Annotated in this window: 15 protein-coding genes; 7 read left to right on the forward strand and 8 right to left on the reverse strand. The window is 65.5% G+C overall.

Annotated features, from left to right (window positions below; all coding sequences use genetic code 11):
• Window positions 1-45: 45 nt before the first annotated feature.
• Window positions 46-228, reverse strand: coding sequence for a hypothetical protein (locus ACYVKA_RS06285; protein ID WP_460703929.1), 183 nt, complete (start codon window positions 226-228; stop codon window positions 46-48).
• Window positions 229-261: 33 nt separating this feature from the next.
• Entirely contained in the window at window positions 262-1554 is a 1293-nt protein-coding gene (locus ACYVKA_RS06290) for an ISL3 family transposase (protein WP_460703931.1), read from the reverse strand.
• A gap of 289 nt (window positions 1555-1843) precedes the next feature.
• Between ACYVKA_RS06290 and ACYVKA_RS06295 the strand changes: the two genes are divergently transcribed.
• The 7 genes from ACYVKA_RS06295 to ACYVKA_RS06325 all read left to right on the forward strand — a co-directional run bounded on the left by ACYVKA_RS06295 (window position 1844) and on the right by ACYVKA_RS06325 (window position 7052).
• On the forward strand, window positions 1844-2086 hold the full coding sequence (locus tag ACYVKA_RS06295) for a phosphopantetheine-binding protein (protein ID WP_460703933.1): 243 nt from the start codon (window positions 1844-1846) through the stop codon (window positions 2084-2086).
• Window positions 2087-2089: 3 nt separating this feature from the next.
• A complete protein-coding gene (locus ACYVKA_RS06300) occupies window positions 2090-3061 on the forward strand; it encodes a 3-oxoacyl-ACP synthase III family protein (protein WP_394275175.1) in 972 nt (323 codons plus the stop codon).
• 116 nt (window positions 3062-3177) lie between these two features.
• On the forward strand, window positions 3178-4224 hold the full coding sequence (locus ACYVKA_RS06305; RefSeq protein WP_394275176.1) for a hypothetical protein: 1047 nt from the start codon (window positions 3178-3180) through the stop codon (window positions 4222-4224).
• Window positions 4221-4919 (forward strand): 4'-phosphopantetheinyl transferase family protein, encoded by a 699-nt coding sequence (locus ACYVKA_RS06310; RefSeq protein WP_394275177.1) that lies wholly within the window; start codon window positions 4221-4223, stop codon window positions 4917-4919. The genes ACYVKA_RS06305 and ACYVKA_RS06310 overlap by 4 nt, the downstream gene beginning before the upstream one ends.
• Window positions 4919-5818: a thiamine pyrophosphate-dependent dehydrogenase E1 component subunit alpha gene (locus ACYVKA_RS06315; RefSeq protein WP_394275219.1), complete on the forward strand. Its 900-nt coding sequence runs from the start codon at window positions 4919-4921 to the stop codon at window positions 5816-5818. The genes ACYVKA_RS06310 and ACYVKA_RS06315 overlap by 1 nt, the downstream gene beginning before the upstream one ends.
• Entirely contained in the window at window positions 5815-6804 is a 990-nt protein-coding gene (locus tag ACYVKA_RS06320; RefSeq protein WP_394275178.1) for an alpha-ketoacid dehydrogenase subunit beta, read from the forward strand. The genes ACYVKA_RS06315 and ACYVKA_RS06320 overlap by 4 nt, the downstream gene beginning before the upstream one ends.
• A complete protein-coding gene (locus tag ACYVKA_RS06325; protein ID WP_394275179.1) occupies window positions 6801-7052 on the forward strand; it encodes a lipoyl domain-containing protein in 252 nt (83 codons plus the stop codon). Before ACYVKA_RS06320 ends, ACYVKA_RS06325 begins: the two co-directional genes overlap by 4 nt.
• Before the next feature lie 58 nt (window positions 7053-7110).
• Here ACYVKA_RS06325 and ACYVKA_RS06330 read toward each other — a convergent pair whose 3' ends face one another.
• The 6 genes from ACYVKA_RS06330 to fabG all read right to left on the reverse strand — a co-directional run bounded on the left by ACYVKA_RS06330 (window position 7111) and on the right by fabG (window position 19493).
• On the reverse strand, window positions 7111-8526 hold the full coding sequence (locus ACYVKA_RS06330; RefSeq protein WP_394275180.1) for a beta-ketoacyl [acyl carrier protein] synthase domain-containing protein: 1416 nt from the start codon (window positions 8524-8526) through the stop codon (window positions 7111-7113).
• Window positions 8523-14666, reverse strand: a complete 6144-nt coding sequence (locus ACYVKA_RS06335) for an SDR family NAD(P)-dependent oxidoreductase (protein WP_460703935.1) — start codon at window positions 14664-14666, stop codon at window positions 8523-8525. Before ACYVKA_RS06335 ends, ACYVKA_RS06330 begins: the two co-directional genes overlap by 4 nt.
• Before the next feature lie 45 nt (window positions 14667-14711).
• Complete coding sequence (locus ACYVKA_RS06340; RefSeq protein WP_460703937.1) at window positions 14712-16244, reverse strand: hypothetical protein; 1533 nt, start codon at window positions 16242-16244, stop codon at window positions 14712-14714.
• On the reverse strand, window positions 16241-17170 hold the full coding sequence (locus tag ACYVKA_RS06345; protein WP_460703947.1) for an ABC transporter ATP-binding protein: 930 nt from the start codon (window positions 17168-17170) through the stop codon (window positions 16241-16243). Before ACYVKA_RS06345 ends, ACYVKA_RS06340 begins: the two co-directional genes overlap by 4 nt.
• Window positions 17171-17239: 69 nt before the next feature.
• Complete coding sequence (locus ACYVKA_RS06350) at window positions 17240-18751, reverse strand: MFS transporter (protein WP_394275184.1); 1512 nt, start codon at window positions 18749-18751, stop codon at window positions 17240-17242.
• A gap of 7 nt (window positions 18752-18758) precedes the next feature.
• Window positions 18759-19493, reverse strand: coding sequence for a 3-oxoacyl-ACP reductase FabG (gene fabG, locus ACYVKA_RS06355; RefSeq protein ID WP_394275185.1), 735 nt, complete (start codon window positions 19491-19493; stop codon window positions 18759-18761).

Genomic DNA, 19493 nt, shown 5'->3' on the forward strand with positions numbered 1-19493 from the left:
GATCAGTTTGTCGGTAGCCCAGCAGGGCACCAGTCAGAGGCAGGGTCACGACTCCCCAAGGCTCTTACCATCATGTATGTCGGAGTCCGCCTCGAAATCGAGCTGGTCGGCCTCGGCGGTGGCGATGTACTCCCGGAACCCGATGGTCTGGTCCCGCAGGGCGGTGCCGGTGGCGCTGAGCGCCGGTCCCTTGCTCCGGTGGATGCCGATGGCGAGCCCGATCCCCAACCCGATGAGCCCGAAGAACCAGACGGTTATCGGCTATTCGCACTTGGCCGTGGTGCCTTGGCTGGTCAAGCGGTGTTGCCGCGCCCGGTGGGCGCTGCGGAGCAGGATACGGGTTTGGTAGTGATCACTGTTGCGGTAGCCGCGCCCGGTCCGCTTGATGTGCTTGATGGCGGTATTCGCTGCTTCGGTGCGGGCGTTCGTCACGCCGGTGGCGATGGTCACCTCGATGGCGGGCCACCAGGCGGTGATGGTCGCTCCGAACCGGTCGGTCTCGTCGGTGTCGGCTGCGACCACCCAGGCGTCGAAGCGGGTCTTCGCGGCGCGGGCTTCCTCGATGGTGTGGCTGGCCAGGATCAGCCTGAGGGCTTCCTTGACGCCCCAGGCGGCGCCCAGTTCGCCGGTCGGGTCGTCGGCGGCGAGCACCTGTTCCAGGCGTGCCCGTCCGCGTGGGCTGAGCGTGTCGTAGCCACGTAGCAGCAGCATCCGGTGCGCCCAGGCCGGGTCGACCTTCCGGCCACGCCGCTGGTGCACCTCGTGGGCGAGGCGTTGCCGTACCCGGGTCACGCACTGGTTTCCCAGCTGGACCAGGTGGAAAGGGTCGACCGCGATCTTCGCGTTCGGCAGGCAGCCGGTGATGGCCTTCTTGAACGCGGCCGAGGGGTCGATCGCCACCACTGTGACGCGGTCCCGCCAGACCTGGCTACGGGCGGTCAACCAGCCTTCGACAGCGGCGCTGTCACGGCCATCGACGACGCCGAGGACCTGACCGAAGCGGGTGTTCACGCTCGTGGTCATCCACGGCTCGACCCGGGACCAGCCGCCAGTGTCGGGGTCCCGGTACCAGCGCACTGTTCGGTAGCGATGCTCATCGACCCCGAGCTGGGTGACATGCAGAGCATCGGTATCGGGCAGCGTGTCGATCGCGCTGTTCACCGTCTTCTGAGCAGTCCACCAGGCGACCCCGAAGCTGGCGGCCACAGCGGCGACGGGCCGGCCGTGATCGATCACGGCCTCCAGCAGGCCCCGCCGTAGCCGACTCGTGCACCGAGCCCGCACCGGCAACTCTGCTGTGGCTTGGGTGCACGTCCGCCGCGAGCACGCCCCCTCCGCACACACCAGCCGCGGCTTCACGACGATGACCTCGATGCTGCCAGCGTGCGGGATGTCCTTCACGCGTTGCCGACACCAGGCATGGACCCGGGCCGACATCACCCCGCAGTCAGGGCAGCCATCGGCCACAGTGTCGGCATGCACGATCACGCGCCGACCGCCCGAGGGCAGGTCGACCGCGTCGATCACGTGGTAGTCGGGCAGGTTGAAGATCACGCTCGCAGCGTTACGCCGCGAGCACGTAGGCTCGATCACAGCTCGTGGTCCTTGTCCGGGAGAATGCTTCGCAACACCCATCCCAGCGCAAGGCCACGAGCCCTTGCATCAACGACCCACCACGCTCAACTACGAGTAGCCGAAAAAGCGGCACTTGATCAATCCTGGTTGATCTTCCCGCTGATAGTCTCGCTGTGTTCGTCGTCGTCGGTGCGGGATCACGTGCCTCGGGCGAGACCCGCAGCCTCCACACCGTCGTCTGTACCGCCAGAGCGTCATAGGAGATCTCATGACCATCACGACCGAGCAGGCCCGAAATCTCATTCTCGAGCACTGCCGAGAGAACGACCTGCCCATGACGGAGGTTGACCTGGACCGGCCCCTGGTCGACTTGGACCTCGACTCCTTGGACCGGCTGGAGATAATCCAAATGCTCGAGCGAGAGTTTCAGGTCAAGGCCGACAAGCAGGAGGTCATGGCCCTAGAGACTTTGAATGGGTTCGTCTCCTACTTCGCGGCTCTGACCCGCTAGACCATGCCTGCCGGAATCGTCGCGATTGCAGCGGATCTCACCGGGGCCCCAGTCAGCAGCGCCGACTTTGGCGCCATCGATCTCACCCGCGAGTGGATCGAGAGACGGTCCGGGATCTCGTCTCGCCACTGGTGGCCAGAAGACGTCGAACTGCATGTTCCGGCAGGCAGGGTGTGCAATCAGGTAATGGCGGGCGCCAGCCCTGGTCGCTGCACTCTCATCGTCGTCAGTACCAGCAGTTCCCAGCGGGTACCCCCGCTGGCTGCTCTCGTCGCCTCGGCAGCCGGGCTGCCCACCGACACCTTGGTCTTCGATATGAATAGCGCGTGCTCAGGTTTCGTTGCCGCACTCGTGACCGCGGCTTCCCTGGTGGACGCAGGCCAGTCCGACTCATGCATCGTCTGCACGGTCGAGGCGATGTCGCGGGTCACCAATCGCGCCGACCGGAAGTCAGCTTTCCTGTTCGGCGATGGCGCAGCAGCAGTGCTCATCGAGTCCCGCGAACACTTCTCGCCTGTCATCTCGCGCAGCGGCACCGATGGCTCATGCGCTGACCTGATGAGAGATCGTGGCAGCGGGATCGAACTCGACGGCATGGAGGTCTTCGATCACGCCGTCACTCGCATGCAGGAGCTCGCCCAAGCGGCCGCTCAGGACACTCCGCGGCCCACAGCGATCATCCCGCATCAGGCGAATGGTCGCATTCTCACGGCTACTCAACGGGGCGCTGGGGTCAACATCCCTTTCATCGACCGGATCGCGATGATGGGAAACACGTCCTCGGCGTCCATTCCGCTCGCCATGTACCTAGCGCTCTGCGATGGGGAGATTCCCCCGCAGGGCAGACTCGCCGCGTTGTCTTACGGCGCCGGTGAGACGTGGGGATCGGCGAGTACAAACTACGAGGTCCACCTCGCGGAGGCCGCGACGGTGGATCAGAGTGGTGCTGCGGCCGACAGGGCAGTGCCGCGATGACCCCCACTGACGCCTGGGTCCTGAGGTCAGGTTTCCTCACTGGCCCTCTGGCTCATCCCGCCGATGCTCTAGTGAGAACCCAGTACGAGCTTCCGCCGCTCAGGAGCGGCGAGGTCGTGGCCACGCCGCTCCTGGGGGCGTGGGAAGCGAATATCGACCACGCGGTCACGCGATCACCGATCGATGTCTGTTCCACCCGTGAGGAGGACGAGATCGTGCTGGGAAATCTGGGAGTGGTGCGCGTCGACGAACTTGGCCCGGGCTGTGAACGCAGCAACCTGGCTCCCGGGGATGTCTGCATGCTGATGCCATTCGGGGTCACCGACCGGCATGGTTTCGCAGAACTGGTGCACGCCTACGACTGTCCGGGAACGCTGGGTCTCCTGGCCCGAGAAACACACCTCCCCGCCGAACTGCTGCTGCCCATCCCGCCCGGAACACGGCACACCCTGGAGCAGTGGGCCACCTACGGCAGGTTGTTCACCGCCCTGGACCTGTGGCGGAGGGCCCAGACCATCTTGCAGCTGCAGGCCCCAGACCACGACCCGTCCCAGGAACTGATCTTTGCGTGGGGCGGCGGCGTTGCCCTGATCTTCCTGCAGATCGCCCAGCAGCACGGCTATCGCACAGCCATGACTGCCAGCTCCGACGTACGGCTTGAGCTGATCACATCACTGGGGATAACCCCGGTAGACCGTCGTGCCTTCCCCCATCTGAACGTGCCCCGTCGCACCTCGTCTCAACCGGGCGCGCACGCGCGCCACCAGGAGTCCCGCCGCGCCTTCCTCGCTGCTGTCGCCGAACTGAGCGATGGCAGCGGCGCGGCGATCGTCCTGGACAATATTGGAGAGGCGCTCTATCCCGTGACCCTCGGGGCTCTGGCCCGCGAAGGTGTGCTGGCCACGTGCGGGTGGAAAGCGGGGATGCGAGTGTCCCACCTGCGTGGGAGTGAGTGCATCCAACGCCATGTGCACCTGCACACGCATGTGTGGCACCGGCATTCCTCCGCAGCGATGCGAGACTGGTTTGAGGCTGGCAACTTGGTGCCCCCTAGCCATGCCATCTCCGTCGTCAATTTTGACGAAATCGGCAGAATGGCCCGGACATCCGTGGAGCAGGGGCTTCCCGACTACTTCACCCTCTATCGCAACGAGCTAGCGTGAGCGGGGCGCTGCTCGCGGCCGTCCTGCCTGCCTCGGTCGCCTCGTCAGAGATCCGGGGCACGTTCGTCGGCGAAACGGCACTCTTCCCCAGTGAGGCCCGTCTGGTCCATCGCGCAGTCTCCCGCCGGCGGCGCGAGTTCGCGGCCGTACGTGCCTGTGCCCGCACCTGTTTGGCTCGGCTCGGGGAGCCCGCTGTCCCAGTCCTCCACGACAGCCACGGCGCTCCTGTCTGGCCAGCCGGCGTCGTCGGCAGCATGACTCACTGCGTGGGCTTCGCTGGGGCTGCTCTCGCTTCTACCAGTACGACGCGATGCCTCGGTATCGATGCTGAACCCAACGAACCGCTCGCCAGTGGCCTGCTGGAGATGATCGCCTCAGCTCCAGAGATCCAGCAGCTGCCACCGCTTACCCAAGTGTGCGCGGACAAGCTCCTTTTCAGCGCGAAAGAGGCTGCATACAAGGCCCTCTACTTCTTGTCCCCCGCCCCCATCGACTTTCTCGCTCTCCAGGTCACGGTCCGACCCGACGGCGTCCTGGACGCCCGTCACATAGAGGGATCGTCGATGACGGCACCGCGATTGATGCAGCTGAGTGGTCGGTGGTACGCCGACGATGCCCTGATCGTGACGGCCTTCCATGCTGCGGCTCCTCGCTATGGGTCACCCGGTTCCAGGAAGGGAAAGACGTGTCTGTGATGATGTCCACACCTGTTGAGAGACTCACCGATGGGGATCGTCAGGCGCTCCTGCGCTCGATGCTGCTCAGCCGCGCACTCGACGACGAGGCAATAGCCCTGGCAGCGATGTCGAGGCTGGATCTGTGGCTGTCGTGCCGCGGGCAAGAGCCGATCCAGGTAGCTGCTGCACTCGCATTCGAAAAGGCCACGATCGTTCCCAGCTTTCGTGAGCACGCTCTCGCGTTCACCCGCGGGATCTGTCCAACGGACGTGTGCGGCGTGTGGGCCGGGCGGAACTTCAGCGGCTGGGACGCGGTCAAGCACCGCTTCTTTCCCTACACACTGGTCCTGGCTGCGCAGTGTCACCACGGCGTCGGATACGCACTGGGCCGACGGCTCCTCGGCGATCCGACGACCGTGGTGATCTGTCTGGGCGATGGTGCCACGAGCGAGGGGGAGGCTTCCGAGGCGCTGAACCTTGCCGCGGTTGAGCATGCGCCCGTGATCTTCCTGGTGATGAACAACGGGTGGGCTCTGTCCAAACCCACACACGAGCAGATGGCAGCCTCTATGGAGGACCGCGCGCGAGGCTTCGGAATCGCGTCCGCAAGCGTCGACGGTCTGGACCCCGAAGCAAGTCTGCTAGCTGCGCGCCGCGCATTCGCCCACGTTCAGTCGGGCCGAGGACCCTACTTGTTAGAAGCCCACGTCGTCCGCGTCCACGGGCACGCCTCCAGCGACGACCAGCACCGATACCGCAGCATCGAGCAGATAGCGGCGGCGGCAGACAAAGATCCCGTCCCGGCTTACCGGGACCGGCTCCTGGGCGAGTGTGTGGTCGACGCCGCCTGGCTCGACGAGGTGGCCGGGGAAGCGGCGCTGCTGCGTGCCCAGATGGTTGAGGAGTTCTCGCGATGACAGCGATCACACCCACCAATGGGGCGACGCTCGCGTCCGGAATCAACGCCGCCCTGGCATCGCTGATGGATGCGGATCCGCAGGTGGTCCTGCTCGGACAGGACATCGGCGAGCTGGGAGGGGTGTTTCGTGTCACCTCTGGGTTGACGCAGCGCTTCGGGGCCGCCCGGGTGCGCAACTCCATCTTGTCGGAGGCCGCCATTGTGGGACAGGCCATCGGCATGTCCCTGGCCGGGATGCGACCTATCTGTGAGATCCAGTTCGACGGATTCACCTATCCGGCGGCGAGCCAAATCATCACACAGGCCACTCGGATGGCGCAGCGGTGGGAGGGTCGAGCCGACGCCAATGTCGTCATCCGCATTCCGAGCGGCGCGGGGACCAGGGCCGTCGAACATCATTCCGAGTGCAATGAGGCGCTTTTCGCGCGAGTCGCCGGCCTGGCTGTGGCTTGCCCCTCGACCGGCCAGGATTATGAGGAGGTTCTGCGCCACGCGGTAGCCACGGGTGGCCCCACCGTCATCTACGAGCCAATCCGGCTTTACCACAGGACGCGCGTGGAGGCGCGCGAGGATAACCCCCGCTCCTCGGCCACTGCTGCCCGCGTCGTCCGGACGGGCTCTGACCTCACCGTTGCCTGCTACGGAGCCATCACCAATGACGTGTTGCGTGCCGCCTGCGAGGTTGCTGACAGGGTTTCTGTCGAAGTGGTGGACCTGCGGTGGCTCTCGCCACTGGACATGGCGACGGTTGCGGAATCGATCCGCAAGACCGGAGCGCTGCTCGTGGTCCATGAGAGCAGCATGGAATACGGCATCGGTGCCGAGGTCGCGGCCAGTGCCGCCGAGATGTGCTTCCCCGACCTTCGCGGGGCACCGCATCGGCTGGCCCCGCCCTCCGTCGCATACCCACCAGCGGACAAGGCCGACGACTACCTGCTGTCGGTTCGAAGCATCATTGACGCAATTGAGGAGATGACACGATGAGCAACGCTGTCGACGTCCTGATTCCACACTTTGGGCAAGGCCTGGACGAGGCCCTGCTGACCGCCGTCTTCGTTGACGCGGGCGCACATGTGGAGCGAGGAGATGCACTCGCCGAGGCGGAGACCGCAAAGTCCACGGTGGAGATCGTGGCGGAGCAGGCGGGCGTGGTGACCGAGTTTCTCCTTCAGAAGGGGGCCATCGTCGAGGCTGGCGAGGTGCTTTGCCACCTCCGGCCTGACGCGGCCTGACGGCGGCGGGGCCTGACGAGGGCTAGATGGTGTGAAAATTCCCCGTCACCCGAACCATCTAGGGCCGGTAGTCCGCCAGCTTCCAGGGACCTACGACATTTGCGTCGATGGCTTCCAGCCCAGCGCCCTCGCGAAGGACAATTGCTGCGTTCGTTCCGACGGCGCCGAAACTGGTGACCAGTGCTGTCAGCCCTTTGACTGAGGGCAGATGCTCAACCCTGGCGGGGAACCTCACTCCGCAGCGGTCCACATCGATCATGTCGTTGGGATGGGTAAATCCCGCCAAGGGTGCCACCTCGCGATGACGCATGCTGAGCAGCGCCTTGACCACCCCTACCAATCCGGCGGCACTTTCAGCATGGCCAAGATTGGACTTTGCCGAGCCGAGCCACACGGGCTGGTCACGGTCGGCCAGGGCCATCGTGTAAGTCTCGACCTCCACCGCGTCGCCGATCTGGGTGCCTGTCCCATGTCCTTCGATCAGAGACAGTTCTTTCGATGAGACGGCAGCGTCGGCGAGGGCTGCGCGGATCAGGTTCGCTTCGACAAGGATGTTGGGAGCTCCCAGTCCAGTGGCACGGCCGTTGTTGTTCACGGCTGCCCCCAGGATCGTGCCCATCACACCTTCTGTCGACTCCCCCTCCCGTCGCAGAACCAGGGCGACGCATGCATCGCCCCGCACGAATCCGTCTGCGCTGGCCGAGTAGGAGGCCGTGTTCCCCTGTTCTGACAGAGTGCCAGCGATCCGGTGCTCAATGTGAGCCCTGGGTGACAGCACGATGTTAACCGCGGCCACCACCGCCACGTCGATCTCATGGCGTGTCAGGGCCAACCTCGCCGTATGGAGGGCCACGAGCGACGAGGCGCAGGCCGCATCCACGCAGTAGGCCGGTCCGCTGATCCCGAGCGAGTATGCGAGTCGTGCCATGGCGATGGAGCTGCCGTTGCCGCTGGCCCAGGCGAAGTCGATGTCTCCAGGGCACCACTGTTGGTAGTCGTCCTCAAGACCCGCCACGAAGAGGCCAGCTGCTTCACTGTTCTGCCCGTCCTGAGGCAACCCGGCACGAGCCATCGCCTCCCGGCAGACCATGAGGAGCTGCCGATGGCGTGGGTCCATCCCGACCGCCTGCTCCGGCGTGCACTCGAAGGCGGTCGGGTCGAAGGCGAACACGTCGTGCAGATAGGCGCCCCGATCGGGAAGTTCGTTCCACACGCTGGCGAAGGGCCCCATCCGCTCCTCGGGAAGTGGCCCGAACGCATCCCGGCCCGCTGCGAAGAACTCCCACAGAGCTCTCCCCGAGGTCAGCGGAAGACCGCTGTCGTCGTGGCCAGGCAGGCGCCACGAGAGGCCGACGATGTCAGCAGTAGCTGGCGCCTCGAGCACACGGATCCGCTCCTTGAGCGCCTGGATCACCTTCAGCGTCCGCTGCATGGCGACCGCTGCCGGATCAGCCGCGGTTTCCGCCCCGCTCATGCGTTGACCGCCTCGACGGTCTCAGCCTCATGGGCTGCGGTCACTCGCGCGACCAACTCCTCGGCCAGCTTCTTGGTGGTCGAGTAGGTCCAGAGCAGGGTGGCAGGCAAGGGCATGCCGAAGGCGCTCTCGAGCCGGTTGCGCAATTCGATGCCCATCAGCGAGTCCAGTCCGAGAGATTTGAAGGGAATGTCATCGCCAGCCTGAGCGGGGTCAAGTTGTAGAACCTGCCCCACCAGACGCCTGACCTCTTCAGCTGCCGCAGCCACGCGCTCGTCCTCGCCGAGGGCAAGCAGTTTCTCCGCGACGCGCCCACCGGAGCCTCCGCTATGGCCGCCGAAGTCCGCGAGAGAGGACATCGTGTGCAGCTGTGCGCGCTGCGGGTAGGAGATGAAGAATTGCTCCCGGTCCAGCGGGGCAAAGGCGACCTCTGACTCCCCCTTTTCGAGGAAGGAGAACAGCGCCTCCCATCCTTCCGTTGGCTCGAAGCTCAGCATGCCGAAGGATGACAGACGCGCACCACGAATGGCATCGGCTGCGGCCAGACCGATCTTGTCAAAGGCGCCCCAGGCGACGCTCAGGGCCGCAAAACCTCTGCTGCGGCGACGTCGTGCGAGGGCGTCCAGATAGGTGTTGGCCGCCGCATAGGCACCCTGCCCAGGGTTGCCCAGCATGCCGGCTGCGGAGGAGAAGAGGACGAACATCTCCAGCGGCTCATCCTGGCTGACTCGGTCCAGTACCTCCGCGCCGAGAACCTTCGGATCGAGCACACGCGCGATCTGCTGAGGGGTGACGTTCTGAATGGTTGCGTCCTCTAGGATGCCGGCCGTGTGCACAATGCCACGCACAGGCGGAAGCCCCTGCCATGCGCGGCGCACCGCTGCCTCGTCGGTGATGTCCGCCTGCCGAAGGTAGACAGTTGCCCCCGCGGCGGTGATCTCATCGATGCGCGACTGCTCGTCCGGAGTCGGCCCTCTCCTTGCCAGAAGGGCGATGTGTCCTGCCCCCCGCTGGGCCATCTCGCGGCCGAGCGAGAGCGCCAGGGCTCCCAGTCCGCCGGAGATGACGTAGCAGCCATCAGCCCGCAGTCGGCCCTCGTGCAGGGGGTTGGGCTCCAGGACGTTCACCGTTGCCGGATCAGAGATGACGAACTTGCCCACGTGAGATCCGGCAGACATTTCGCGGAGAGCCCGGGGCGTCTCGGCGTAGGAGCGCAGAACCAGCGCGGGAGGACGGATCCGGCCCGCCTGAACCTGCTCCCAGGACTCGGCCAAAACCTTGGCGAAGGTCACGGGGCGCTCGTACATGAGGCGGGCTACATCGACGGAGGCTAGGCCAACACCGCGGCGCAGGAGGCCCATGCTGATGGAACGGTCGGAGTAGATGTCCTTCTTGCCGACCTCCACAAAGCGTCCGCCGTCAGCCAGAAGTGCCATGCCCTCATCGATGGCGCGACCAGTCAGCGAATTGAGGATCACGTCAACTCCGCGACCGCCGGTCAGCTCGCGAACCGGCTCGACCCACTCCAGGTTGCGGGACTGGAAGACGTACCCCACCCCTCGACTGCGCAGGTACTCTCGCTTCTCGGGGGTGCTCGCTGTGGCGATGACGGTGGCGCCACGGGAAAAGGCGATCTCAATCGCCGCCAGCCCAAGTCCTCCTGCGGCGGAGTGGATCAACACTGTCTCTCCCTCTGACAGCTGCCCCACGCGTACCAGTGACTCCCAGGCCGTGACCATGACCATGGGTAGCGACGCCGCCTCCTCGAAGCTCATTCCCTCCGGGATCTGGTGCACATGCTCAACCGGCACGATGAGATGGGAAGAGAACGCTCCTTCACCCGCGCAGGTGATCACTCGCCTGCCCACGAGGGACGGCGTAACCTCCGCTCCGACGCGGGCCACGACACCGGCTGCATCCAGCCCCAGAGCCAGAACCTTCCTGTCCTCGCCGGGGTAGCGGCCCATGGCCTTGAGAACGTCAGCGAAGTTGAGCGCGGAAGCCTGCATCTCCACCTCCACCTCGTGGGGTGCCAGCGCCCGACGGCGCATGGTGCGGAACTTCAGTCCGTCCCACCTACCGACGCGGTCGGTCACGAGTTGGAACGGCTCACGCCGGGTCGCCCAGTCCTGCCAGCCGGGGTGCTCGGCCTGGTCCACCAGGTGGGCGTCGCAGATCACCGCGGCCTGACGCTCGTCGTCGACCCAGCGGACCTCGTCCTCTGGACCACCGTGCATGATCTCTGCCACGACCTGACTGATTCCGTCTGCACCGGCCGCGACGTCAACGATCCGAACGGAGAGCTCCGAGTACTCGTTGCGGATCACTCGGGAGAATCCCCAGAACAGCGCGGCGCCAGCGTCAGGCTCCGCATCCGCCTGCGCGTCTGCCGTGATGACCACCAGGTGCGGAGCAGGCGCCTGTGTGGAAGCGGCGCGGACAACCTCGGCAAGTCGAGTCAGAGCGTCGCGCTGACTCTCGACTCCGGCCTCGCGATCTGGCGCGATGAACACGACGATCGACGCTGCCGACGCATCGACGACGCTGGTTCCCTGCGCTGACAAAGCATCGCGAAGCGCGGCTGCGCGAGCCGCCGAAGCGGGGGTGTCCACGACGGCGACCTCGTCCTCCACCGTGGTCTCGGGCAGGGGCGTTGCTTCCCACGATATGCGGAAAGCCTTGTCGAGCGTCGTGGAACTGCCGCCGTCGAGCACCTGCATCCGCAGCCCGCGGACCTGGCTGATTACCTGGCGGTTCTCGTCGTAGATGTCGATGTCGATGAGATCACCCTCGACGCGGGCGTAGGAGAACACCGTTGTGATGGGGTGGAGCCCGATCTCAGGCGAGAGGTACAGGGCATCGATGGCTACAGGAACCACAGGTCCGTCGTGAGTGACAGCCGGGAGTGCCGCCTGCAGCGTCGAGTCCATGAGGGCAGGGTGGAGCCGGTGAGCGAAGGCTTGCAGCGGAGTATCTGGCGGTACGGTGCAAAGTGCCAGCGACTCCGAGCCCACGTGCCACAGCTTCTGGATGGCACGGAAGGTCGGCCCGTACTCGATGCCGCGATCTGCGGCGCGCTGGTACACCTCGGCTGGCTCCATCGGAGCGAGCTCGGTCATCCACTCCGGGAAGTCAATGAGCTCCTCCGGTCCCTCGTTGGAGAGACGGCAGCGGCTCACGGTTCCCCAGGCTCCGCTCAGTGCGTCGTATTCGGAGAGCTCAAATGCGGCGCAACCGGCATCCTCCTCGCGCCACGCCACCTCGGCGACGATCGGTTCCTCACCGAAGGTGAGGTCAGACAGGAACTCGATCTGTCGAAGCATGGTGTGGCGCTGCTCCATGCGCTCGATGCTGCCCCGCAACGCGATGTCGATGATTCCTGTGCCTGGCATGACGACCGTGCCCGTCACCTGGTGATCTCGGACCCAAGGCATGGCGGCCTCAGTCAGCTGGGGTCGGCCCACCCAGGTCCCTTGCTCTGTGCGCGATGGCAGCATGGGAGCGTCAGTCGTGTTAACCCGGCCGGAACCGTGCAACCAGCGATGCTCTCGGCGCCACGGATAGACGGGGAGTGACGTGGCACCGAGGTCCTGCACGAGTCCCAGCGCCGGCAGACCACGCGTCCACGCCTGGCAGTGGGCGGCGAGCACGTCGCGCAGCTGGCCCGCCTCGCGCTCCATGCTGGTCAGGATGACGGCGCTCTGCTCCTGAGTCTCCGTTACCTCCTCGAGCGGCTGGCGTAGCAGCGGATGAGACGAGACCTCGATCACATGGGTCACGCCGTTGCGCATCTGCGCTGCCATGGTTTCGCCGAAACGGACCGGGCTGCGCAGGTTCGCGGTCCAGTAGGCACCGTCGAGTTCCGGGCCAGAGACCGGCGTAGCCGTCACGGTCGAAACCATCGGGATCTGAGCCGGTCGCGGCGAGATGTCGGCCAGCGCTGCAGTGATGTCGTCGACGACCGCATCCACCTGTGGGCTGTGGGAGGCGTAGTTCACCTTGACCAGCTTGCAGTAAATCCCGTCGATATCGAGCAGCTCCTTGAGCACTAGGACCGAGTCCTTCTCGCCAGAGACGACGCAGCTCGTGGGACTATTGATGACTGCAACGGAGATGCTCGACTCGAAGCCGACTAGCTGCTTCTGGGTCTCTTCGGCGCTAGCACCCACGAACAGCATGTGGCCCTTGCCGGTCAGACACTTGAGAATCTTGGCGCGGCGTGCGACCACCTTTGCACCGTCCTCGACGGTGAGGATGCCGGCAGCGGTCGCCGCTGCGATCTCACCCTGGCTGTGGCCGACGACAACGTCTGGGCAGATGCCCGCCTGTCGCCACAGCCGGAAGATGCCCAGCGCCATCGCCCACAAGATCGGCTGCACGACCTCTGGCGCCTCCCAGTCCAGCTCGATCTGGCCTCTTAGCGCCTCCCGCAGGTCCCAGTCAACTTCGGGCAGGAGGGCAGCAGCACACTCGTCCATCGTCTGGGCAAAGACGGCGCTTTCGCTCATGAGGTCGACGCCCATTCCACGCCACTGGGAGCCCTGCCCAGGGAATACGAAGCAGGTGCGACCTACCTCGGCTGCGCGACCCGTCATGACGTCAGCGATGTCATCCTGGGCCTCGGCGAATGCTGTCAGCTTGTCCGCTGCGTCGGATGCCGACGTGGCGATCACCGTCGTTCTGTCGAGTAAGGCGTCACGGTGCCAGGCCAGGGTCGAGGCGATCCTGGCGAGATCGTCAGGACGGCTCGCGACAGTCTCAGCCAGGTCCCTCGCGCGGGTCCGCAGCGCCTCGTCGCAGTGGGCGGAGATAGGAAGAACTATTGGGCCAGTCGAGGTCGGCGCAGCACTGATGACGCGCGCCCTGTCCGCAGAACGCACCACGACGTGGGCGTTGGTACCACCCCAGCCAAAACTGTTGATTCCCAGGTAGGCCGGTTCGTTCGTGGGCAGCTCGAAGGGCTCCTGCAGGACGCGCACGTTCAGGGCGGCGAAGTCGATTGCAGGATTGAGCTCCGCTGTCGTGAGTGTCGGTGGCACCTGACCGCGCTCCAGGGAAGCTAGGCACTTCACCAACCCCGCAATACCGGAACCAGCCTCAAGATGACCGATGTTGCCCTTGAGCGAACCCACCGGGAGCGGGGAGCTTTCAGAGCGCCGGGTCGCCACTTCAGCACCCAGAGCCTTCAGCTCCGCCGGATCGCCCACCTTTGTACCGGTTCCGTGGCCCTCGACGTAGCAGAGGCGATCAAGGAGCTCCGGGTGCGCGGAGTAGATGGTGCGGTACAGGGCAGCCTGGCCCTCTGGGCTGGGGGCGGCGATGGAGTCGCCGCCACCGTCATTGTTCACTCCTGTTGCGACGATGAGGCCGTGGCAGGGCTCGCCGGGTGCGACCTCATCGGCCCGCTTGAGCAGCACCACCCCACCGCCCTCACCGCGTACGAAGCCGTTGGCCAGGGCGCTGTACGGGCGGCAGACACCGTCTGCGGACAAGGCGCCGAAGTGGCCAAGGTTGCGGAACCCCCAGGGATCGAGGATCAGATTGATGCCGCCCACGATCGCCGCCTCGATCTCCCTTGCGGCGAGCGCCTGGCAGGCGAGGTGCAGCGCGACCAGGCCCGAGGAGCACCCCGTCTGCACCGTGAGGCTGGGGCCCCGTAGACCCATGAAGTAGGAGATTCGCTCGGCCATCATGTCCAGGGCGAGGCCTGGAGCCGTGTGCTGGTTGACGGGGGCCCCAACATCCCACCCGATGTGCTCGTAGTCGATCCCACCCGCGCCGAAGTACACCCCGACGCGGCTGTCCCGCAGGGACTTCGCCACGATGCCAGCATCCTCGAGCGCCTGCCACGCCAGTTCCAGAGCGAGCCGCTGCTGGGGGTCGACGTTGTCAGCTTCACGCGGAGACATCCGGAAGAAGGTCGCGTCGAAGCCTGTCACGTCGGGCAGGAAACTCCCCACACCAAGAACATCGAGGTCAGGGTCCAGAGGCTGGGTGGTATCCCAACGATCTCCCGGCACTGGCGTGGTGGTGCATTCGCGGCGCATCAAGAGCTCCCACAGTTCCTGCGGGCTTTGGACGCCGGCGTAGCGGCATGACATGCCGACGACAGCGATCGACGGGTCGGGGCGTGAATTCATGACGATCTCCAAGGCTTGTGACAATCGGGTGACGATGGAAGGTGGCTACCCAGCGACGAGGCTGCGGCGTCGGAAGATCAGCAGTGCTGCCGCGGCCATCAGCAGACTGAGAACGGCCATGACGGCGGCAGCACGGGTATCCCACGCTGCGAGCGGGACGTGGCCCATCCACTCCAGCGGTGAGAAGTGGCGCGCGGCCGAGCCCAGTCGCAGCATGTCGGCACGCAGGGTGACGATCGCGGCCCAGGCGACCAGCAGCCAGGTGGGCAGGACCAGACGGGGGCGCAGCGCACCAAGCAGCATCGCGAGACACGTGAGGAAGACGACTGGGGCGACATATGCCCCCGCGTCGCTCAGAGACTGAGCAAGGCGAGACCAGTCACGGTAGGACAGCGACAAGCCAGCGCCGGTGAGGGCGGCACACACCAGCAACACAGCCAGGGACCAGGCGAGCGACACACCCAAACCGGTGAGGCTCCAGCTGGTACGGCCGACTGGCTCGGCCAAGACTCGACCGACACGCCCCGATCGTTCCTCCTCTGCCATGGTCGAGGCAGCGAGGACGCCGGCGGCCGAGGCGAACAGGACATCGAGCTGAATGATGAGCACAAGTCGGGCGTCAAGTTGTCCCTGGCCGGACATCTGCTTTGCGAACAGGCCGAAGACGAATGCCACGACGCCGCCTCCCACGGCTACGGCTAGGGCGGTGCGGTAGGTGAGCCGGACCAGCAGCGCCACGGGGTTACTCAGCAGCGGCGAGGCGGCCGCTGGACCCTCGAGTGGCGCGATGATGCCACCACCGAGGTCTCGCCGGGTAGCGAGGAAGAGAGTCACGCCCGTGAGCACCAGCAGCAGGGCGAGGTAGGAGAGGAGAGGCCACCAGACCGGGCTGGAAGAGAAGGGACGGGCCTCCGCGAGCCACGAGGCCGGGTTGCTCCATACCTGGGAGTAGTTCTTCAGGTCGATCCAGGCGCGCAGCAGGAAGAAGGCCAGCACGATGGCGAAACCAGTCAACAGAGCCTCGCGGCTGTGGCGGAAGATCTGACTGCTTGTGGTGCCGGCCGCGGCCGCGGCCATCATCGCGCAGGCGAGAAGGATCGCGTAGCGAGCCGATCCAACCTTGTCATAGTCCAGCACGGCCAAGGCGATGAAGCACGCCAGCGCTGTTGTCACTGCCACGGAGAGGGAGGCCAGCAAGCCAGCCGCAACGGGGGCCACTCGCCCGACAGTGCCGGAGGTGATGACGTCGAAGTAGTTCTTGTCTTCCATGCCGCGGGTGAACCGGACACCGGTCCAGACCATGACCATAGGAAAGAGCGTGAGCGTCAGGATCGCCATCTGCTGGGCGAGGATCCCGCCGCCGGTGCCGATATCGTAGCCACGTCCCTGGAAGATGACGGTGGCGGGTGAGCTATTGACGATCACCTCGTAGCTCTTGCGGGTGCGATCATCGGGGTAGAGCCGGTTGACCGACAGTGCCGTCGCAGTGAGCAGCGTGGTAAGTGTGACGACGGCTCCCAGGATGCTCACCAGCGAGGTGCGCCAGATCAGGCGCAGGATGCGCCAGGTGCCCTTCATGCCCGACCCTTTCCGCTGGACATGCTCGTGGGCATCTCACCGTCGTCCTCGTAGGCGGAGAGGAAGATGTCGTTCAGGCTGGGAGGCTCGACGGTCAGCGTCCGTACCCCAGCTGGGGTGAGCGTGGCCATGGCGCCTCCCAGGTCATCCTGGCCGATGTGGAAACGCACGTGGTGCCCGTCGTCCTGCTGACTCTCGTCCAGCCCCGAGAGGCTGCGGAGCTCCTTCAAGCCCTCCGGCTGGCGCTCCGTAATGGCGGCGACCATGGTGCTCGTCGAGGAGCGCAGGTCTGCGAGCGAGCCGGTGGCGACGCAGACCCCGCGGCGGATGATGGTGACGCGGTCGCACAGCCTCTCGACCTCAGAGAGGATGTGGCTGGACAAAAGCACCGTGCTTCCTTGATTCCTGGCCTCCAGGATGCACTGCTGGAAAACGTCCTCCATAAGCGGGTCCAGACCGGAGGTGGGCTCGTCCAGCAGCAGCAGGTCGGCATTCTTGCTCAGCGCCGCGACCAGGGCCACCTTCTGGCGGTTGCCCTTGGAGTAGGTCCGGGTCCGCTTCGTGGGGTCCAGGTCGAACTTCTCGATGAGCTCGTTACGGCGCTTCTGATCAGCTCCCCCCTGCAGGCGGATCAGTATGTCAATGCACTCTCCGCCCGAGAGGCTGTCCCAAAGCGCTACATCTCCTGGGACGTAAGCGAGCCTGCGATGGATCTCCACCGCCTGCCGCCAGCAGTCCTGACCGAAGATGGAGGCCCGTCCGTCGCTCAGACGCAGTTGACCAAGAAGCGCCCGGATGGTAGTGGACTTGCCCGCTCCATTCGGTCCCAGGAAGCCGTGCACCTCGCCTTGGCGCACCGACAGGTCAAACCCGTCGAGGGCTCTCGTCTTACCAAAGGTCTTGACCAGGCCCTTGGCGTCGATCACCAAGTCCTCTGTCTTGCTGGCCGGCACGCGGCTGGTTGGTGAAGTCATGATTCTCCTTCTTGGTGGGCCTCAAGGACTCTTAAGAGCGTCCGCGGACGAGGCAATTGCGCCTGGTGTCTCCGGGTGTACCGAGGGCGGTTTCCATCCGGAGCGGATGAGCAGAAGTGAAGAGATGATGCCGACCACCAGCAGTCCGGCTGCCCAGTACTGGGCGTGGACATAACCTGCTAGAACCGCCTCGTGGCTGGTGGCGGGGACACCAGGGTGGCGCGCCAGGTAGGCGCGGGTAGCGGTGACGCTGACGCCGTTGAGCACCACAGAACCCAGGGCAGCGCCGATCATCTGCACGACGCCGAGCATTGCCGAGGCGACTCCGGCGTAGGCCGGGTCCACCCCACCCGTTGCCTGCGCTGTGCAAGTCGTGAAGGCCATGCCGAGCCCGAGGCCTAGCAGTGCCGCAGCGCTCAGGAGCAGAAGGTTGTCCGCGGACGTGCCCTGGAGACGAGTCATGACGAGGACGGCGACAGTCGCCAACCCGTAGCCGCCAGCAATGGTTGGACCTGCGGGGGCCTTCTCGAAGCGACCGGCGATCTGTGTGGCTCCGATGGCTAGGAAAAAGACGAGCGGGAGGAAGCCCACGCCCGCGCGAATGGGCCCGAGATGCCTCAGCTCCTGCAGATAATAGGTGAGCAGGAGCATCAGGCCGAACATCCCCATCACCCCGCTCAGATTGGCGATATAGGCGCCCACCCGGTGGCGGGCCGCAAACAGCTCCGGCGGCAGAAGAGGAACAGCAGCTCGCCTCTCCACCCAGACCAGGGCGGCCAGTACCAGGAGACCGGCAGCGAGCGCGAGCACGACGGTATCAGTGAGTCCGCGGGTCTGCACCTGTGAAGCCAGCACGACGATCGCCGTGAGCAGGCCCGCAGACAGGACTGCGCCAGGCAGGTCGAAGTGCTTCTCTCCGTGGCGCGGGATCTGCGGGACGACGTTCAGCGCCCCGGTGAGCGCGATGGCAACGGCGGCCACCGTCAGGTAAAAGACCCAGCGCCAGCCAAGGTACTGGGTGATGGTTCCGCCGAGCACGAAGCCGAGCAGCATGCCGCTGGACCCGACCGCGCTGTAGATGCCGAGCGCTCGTGCACGCGCCCGAGGCTCGACAAACAGGATGTTGACGATTGAGAGCGCAGCCGGAGAGAGAATGGCTCCCGAGACGCCCTGCGCCACGCGAGCGGCGATCAGAGCATCCGAGGACCTCGCGGTGGCCGCTAGCAAGGACGCGAGCCCAAAAGCGACAAGTCCGAGAATGAACGCGCGGCGCTGCCCCATCAAGTCGCACAGCCGTCCACCGACCAGCACGAGCGCCCCATAGGTCATGGAGTACCCGGCCATCACCCACTGGCGTTGATTGTCGGCCATGCCCAGCTCAACCTGAACCGTGGGGAGAGCGATGCTCACCAACATGATGTCGAGGGATATGACAAGCTGAGCGATAGCGATGAAGGCGAGAACGTTCCTTGTGGGTAGACCGTCAGGAGCGGGGGCTACTGGGGACACGCTGGTGTGGGAGGAATCGGTCATCGTCGGCTCACTGCATCCCGCCGTCGACGGTGAGCACTTCGCCCGTCATGAATGACGCCTGGTCCGAGAGCAGGAAAGCGATGACGTCGGCAATCTCGCCGGGGGTGCCGAGGCGCCGGAGCGCGGTTCGCTCTCGCACCTGGTCGAGCAGGTGCTGAGGCAGACCCTCCACGAGGTCTGTCGCGATGAAACCCGGTGCGACGACGTTCGCACGGATCCCGTAGCGGCCCGTTTCCTGAGCCAGGCTCTTCGTGTACCCGATGATGCCGGCCTTCGCAGCGGCGTAGTTGGCCTGGCCGGCGTTCCCGCGCAGACCAGCAAGCGACGACATCGTGACGATGCTGCCGCGACGTCGTCGCATCATCGTGTCCAGCGCTGCTTGGCAGACATGGTGGACACCTCCTAGGTCCACGCGCAGCACACGGTCCCAGTCCTCGGCCTTCATCAGCGCGACCGGCTTGTCTCGCAGCGTGGCTGCCGACGCCACGACGGCAGTCACGGGACCTAGCGCGTCCTCCACGGTCTCGACCAGTTCCCGCACCGCGTCACGATCGGCCACATCGGCGGTGAACCCGCAGGACTTCCGACCTAAAGCATGAATCTCCCTGTCCAGGCCAGCGGCCGCCTCATCGTCTCGGGCGTAGCAGTAGCCGATGTCATACCCATCGCGCGCCAGGCGAATCGCGACGGCACGGCCGATGCCGCGCGTCGCTCCCGTGATCAGCGCAGTGTCCGGTTTCAT

The organism is Luteococcus sediminum, assembly GCF_054783495.1.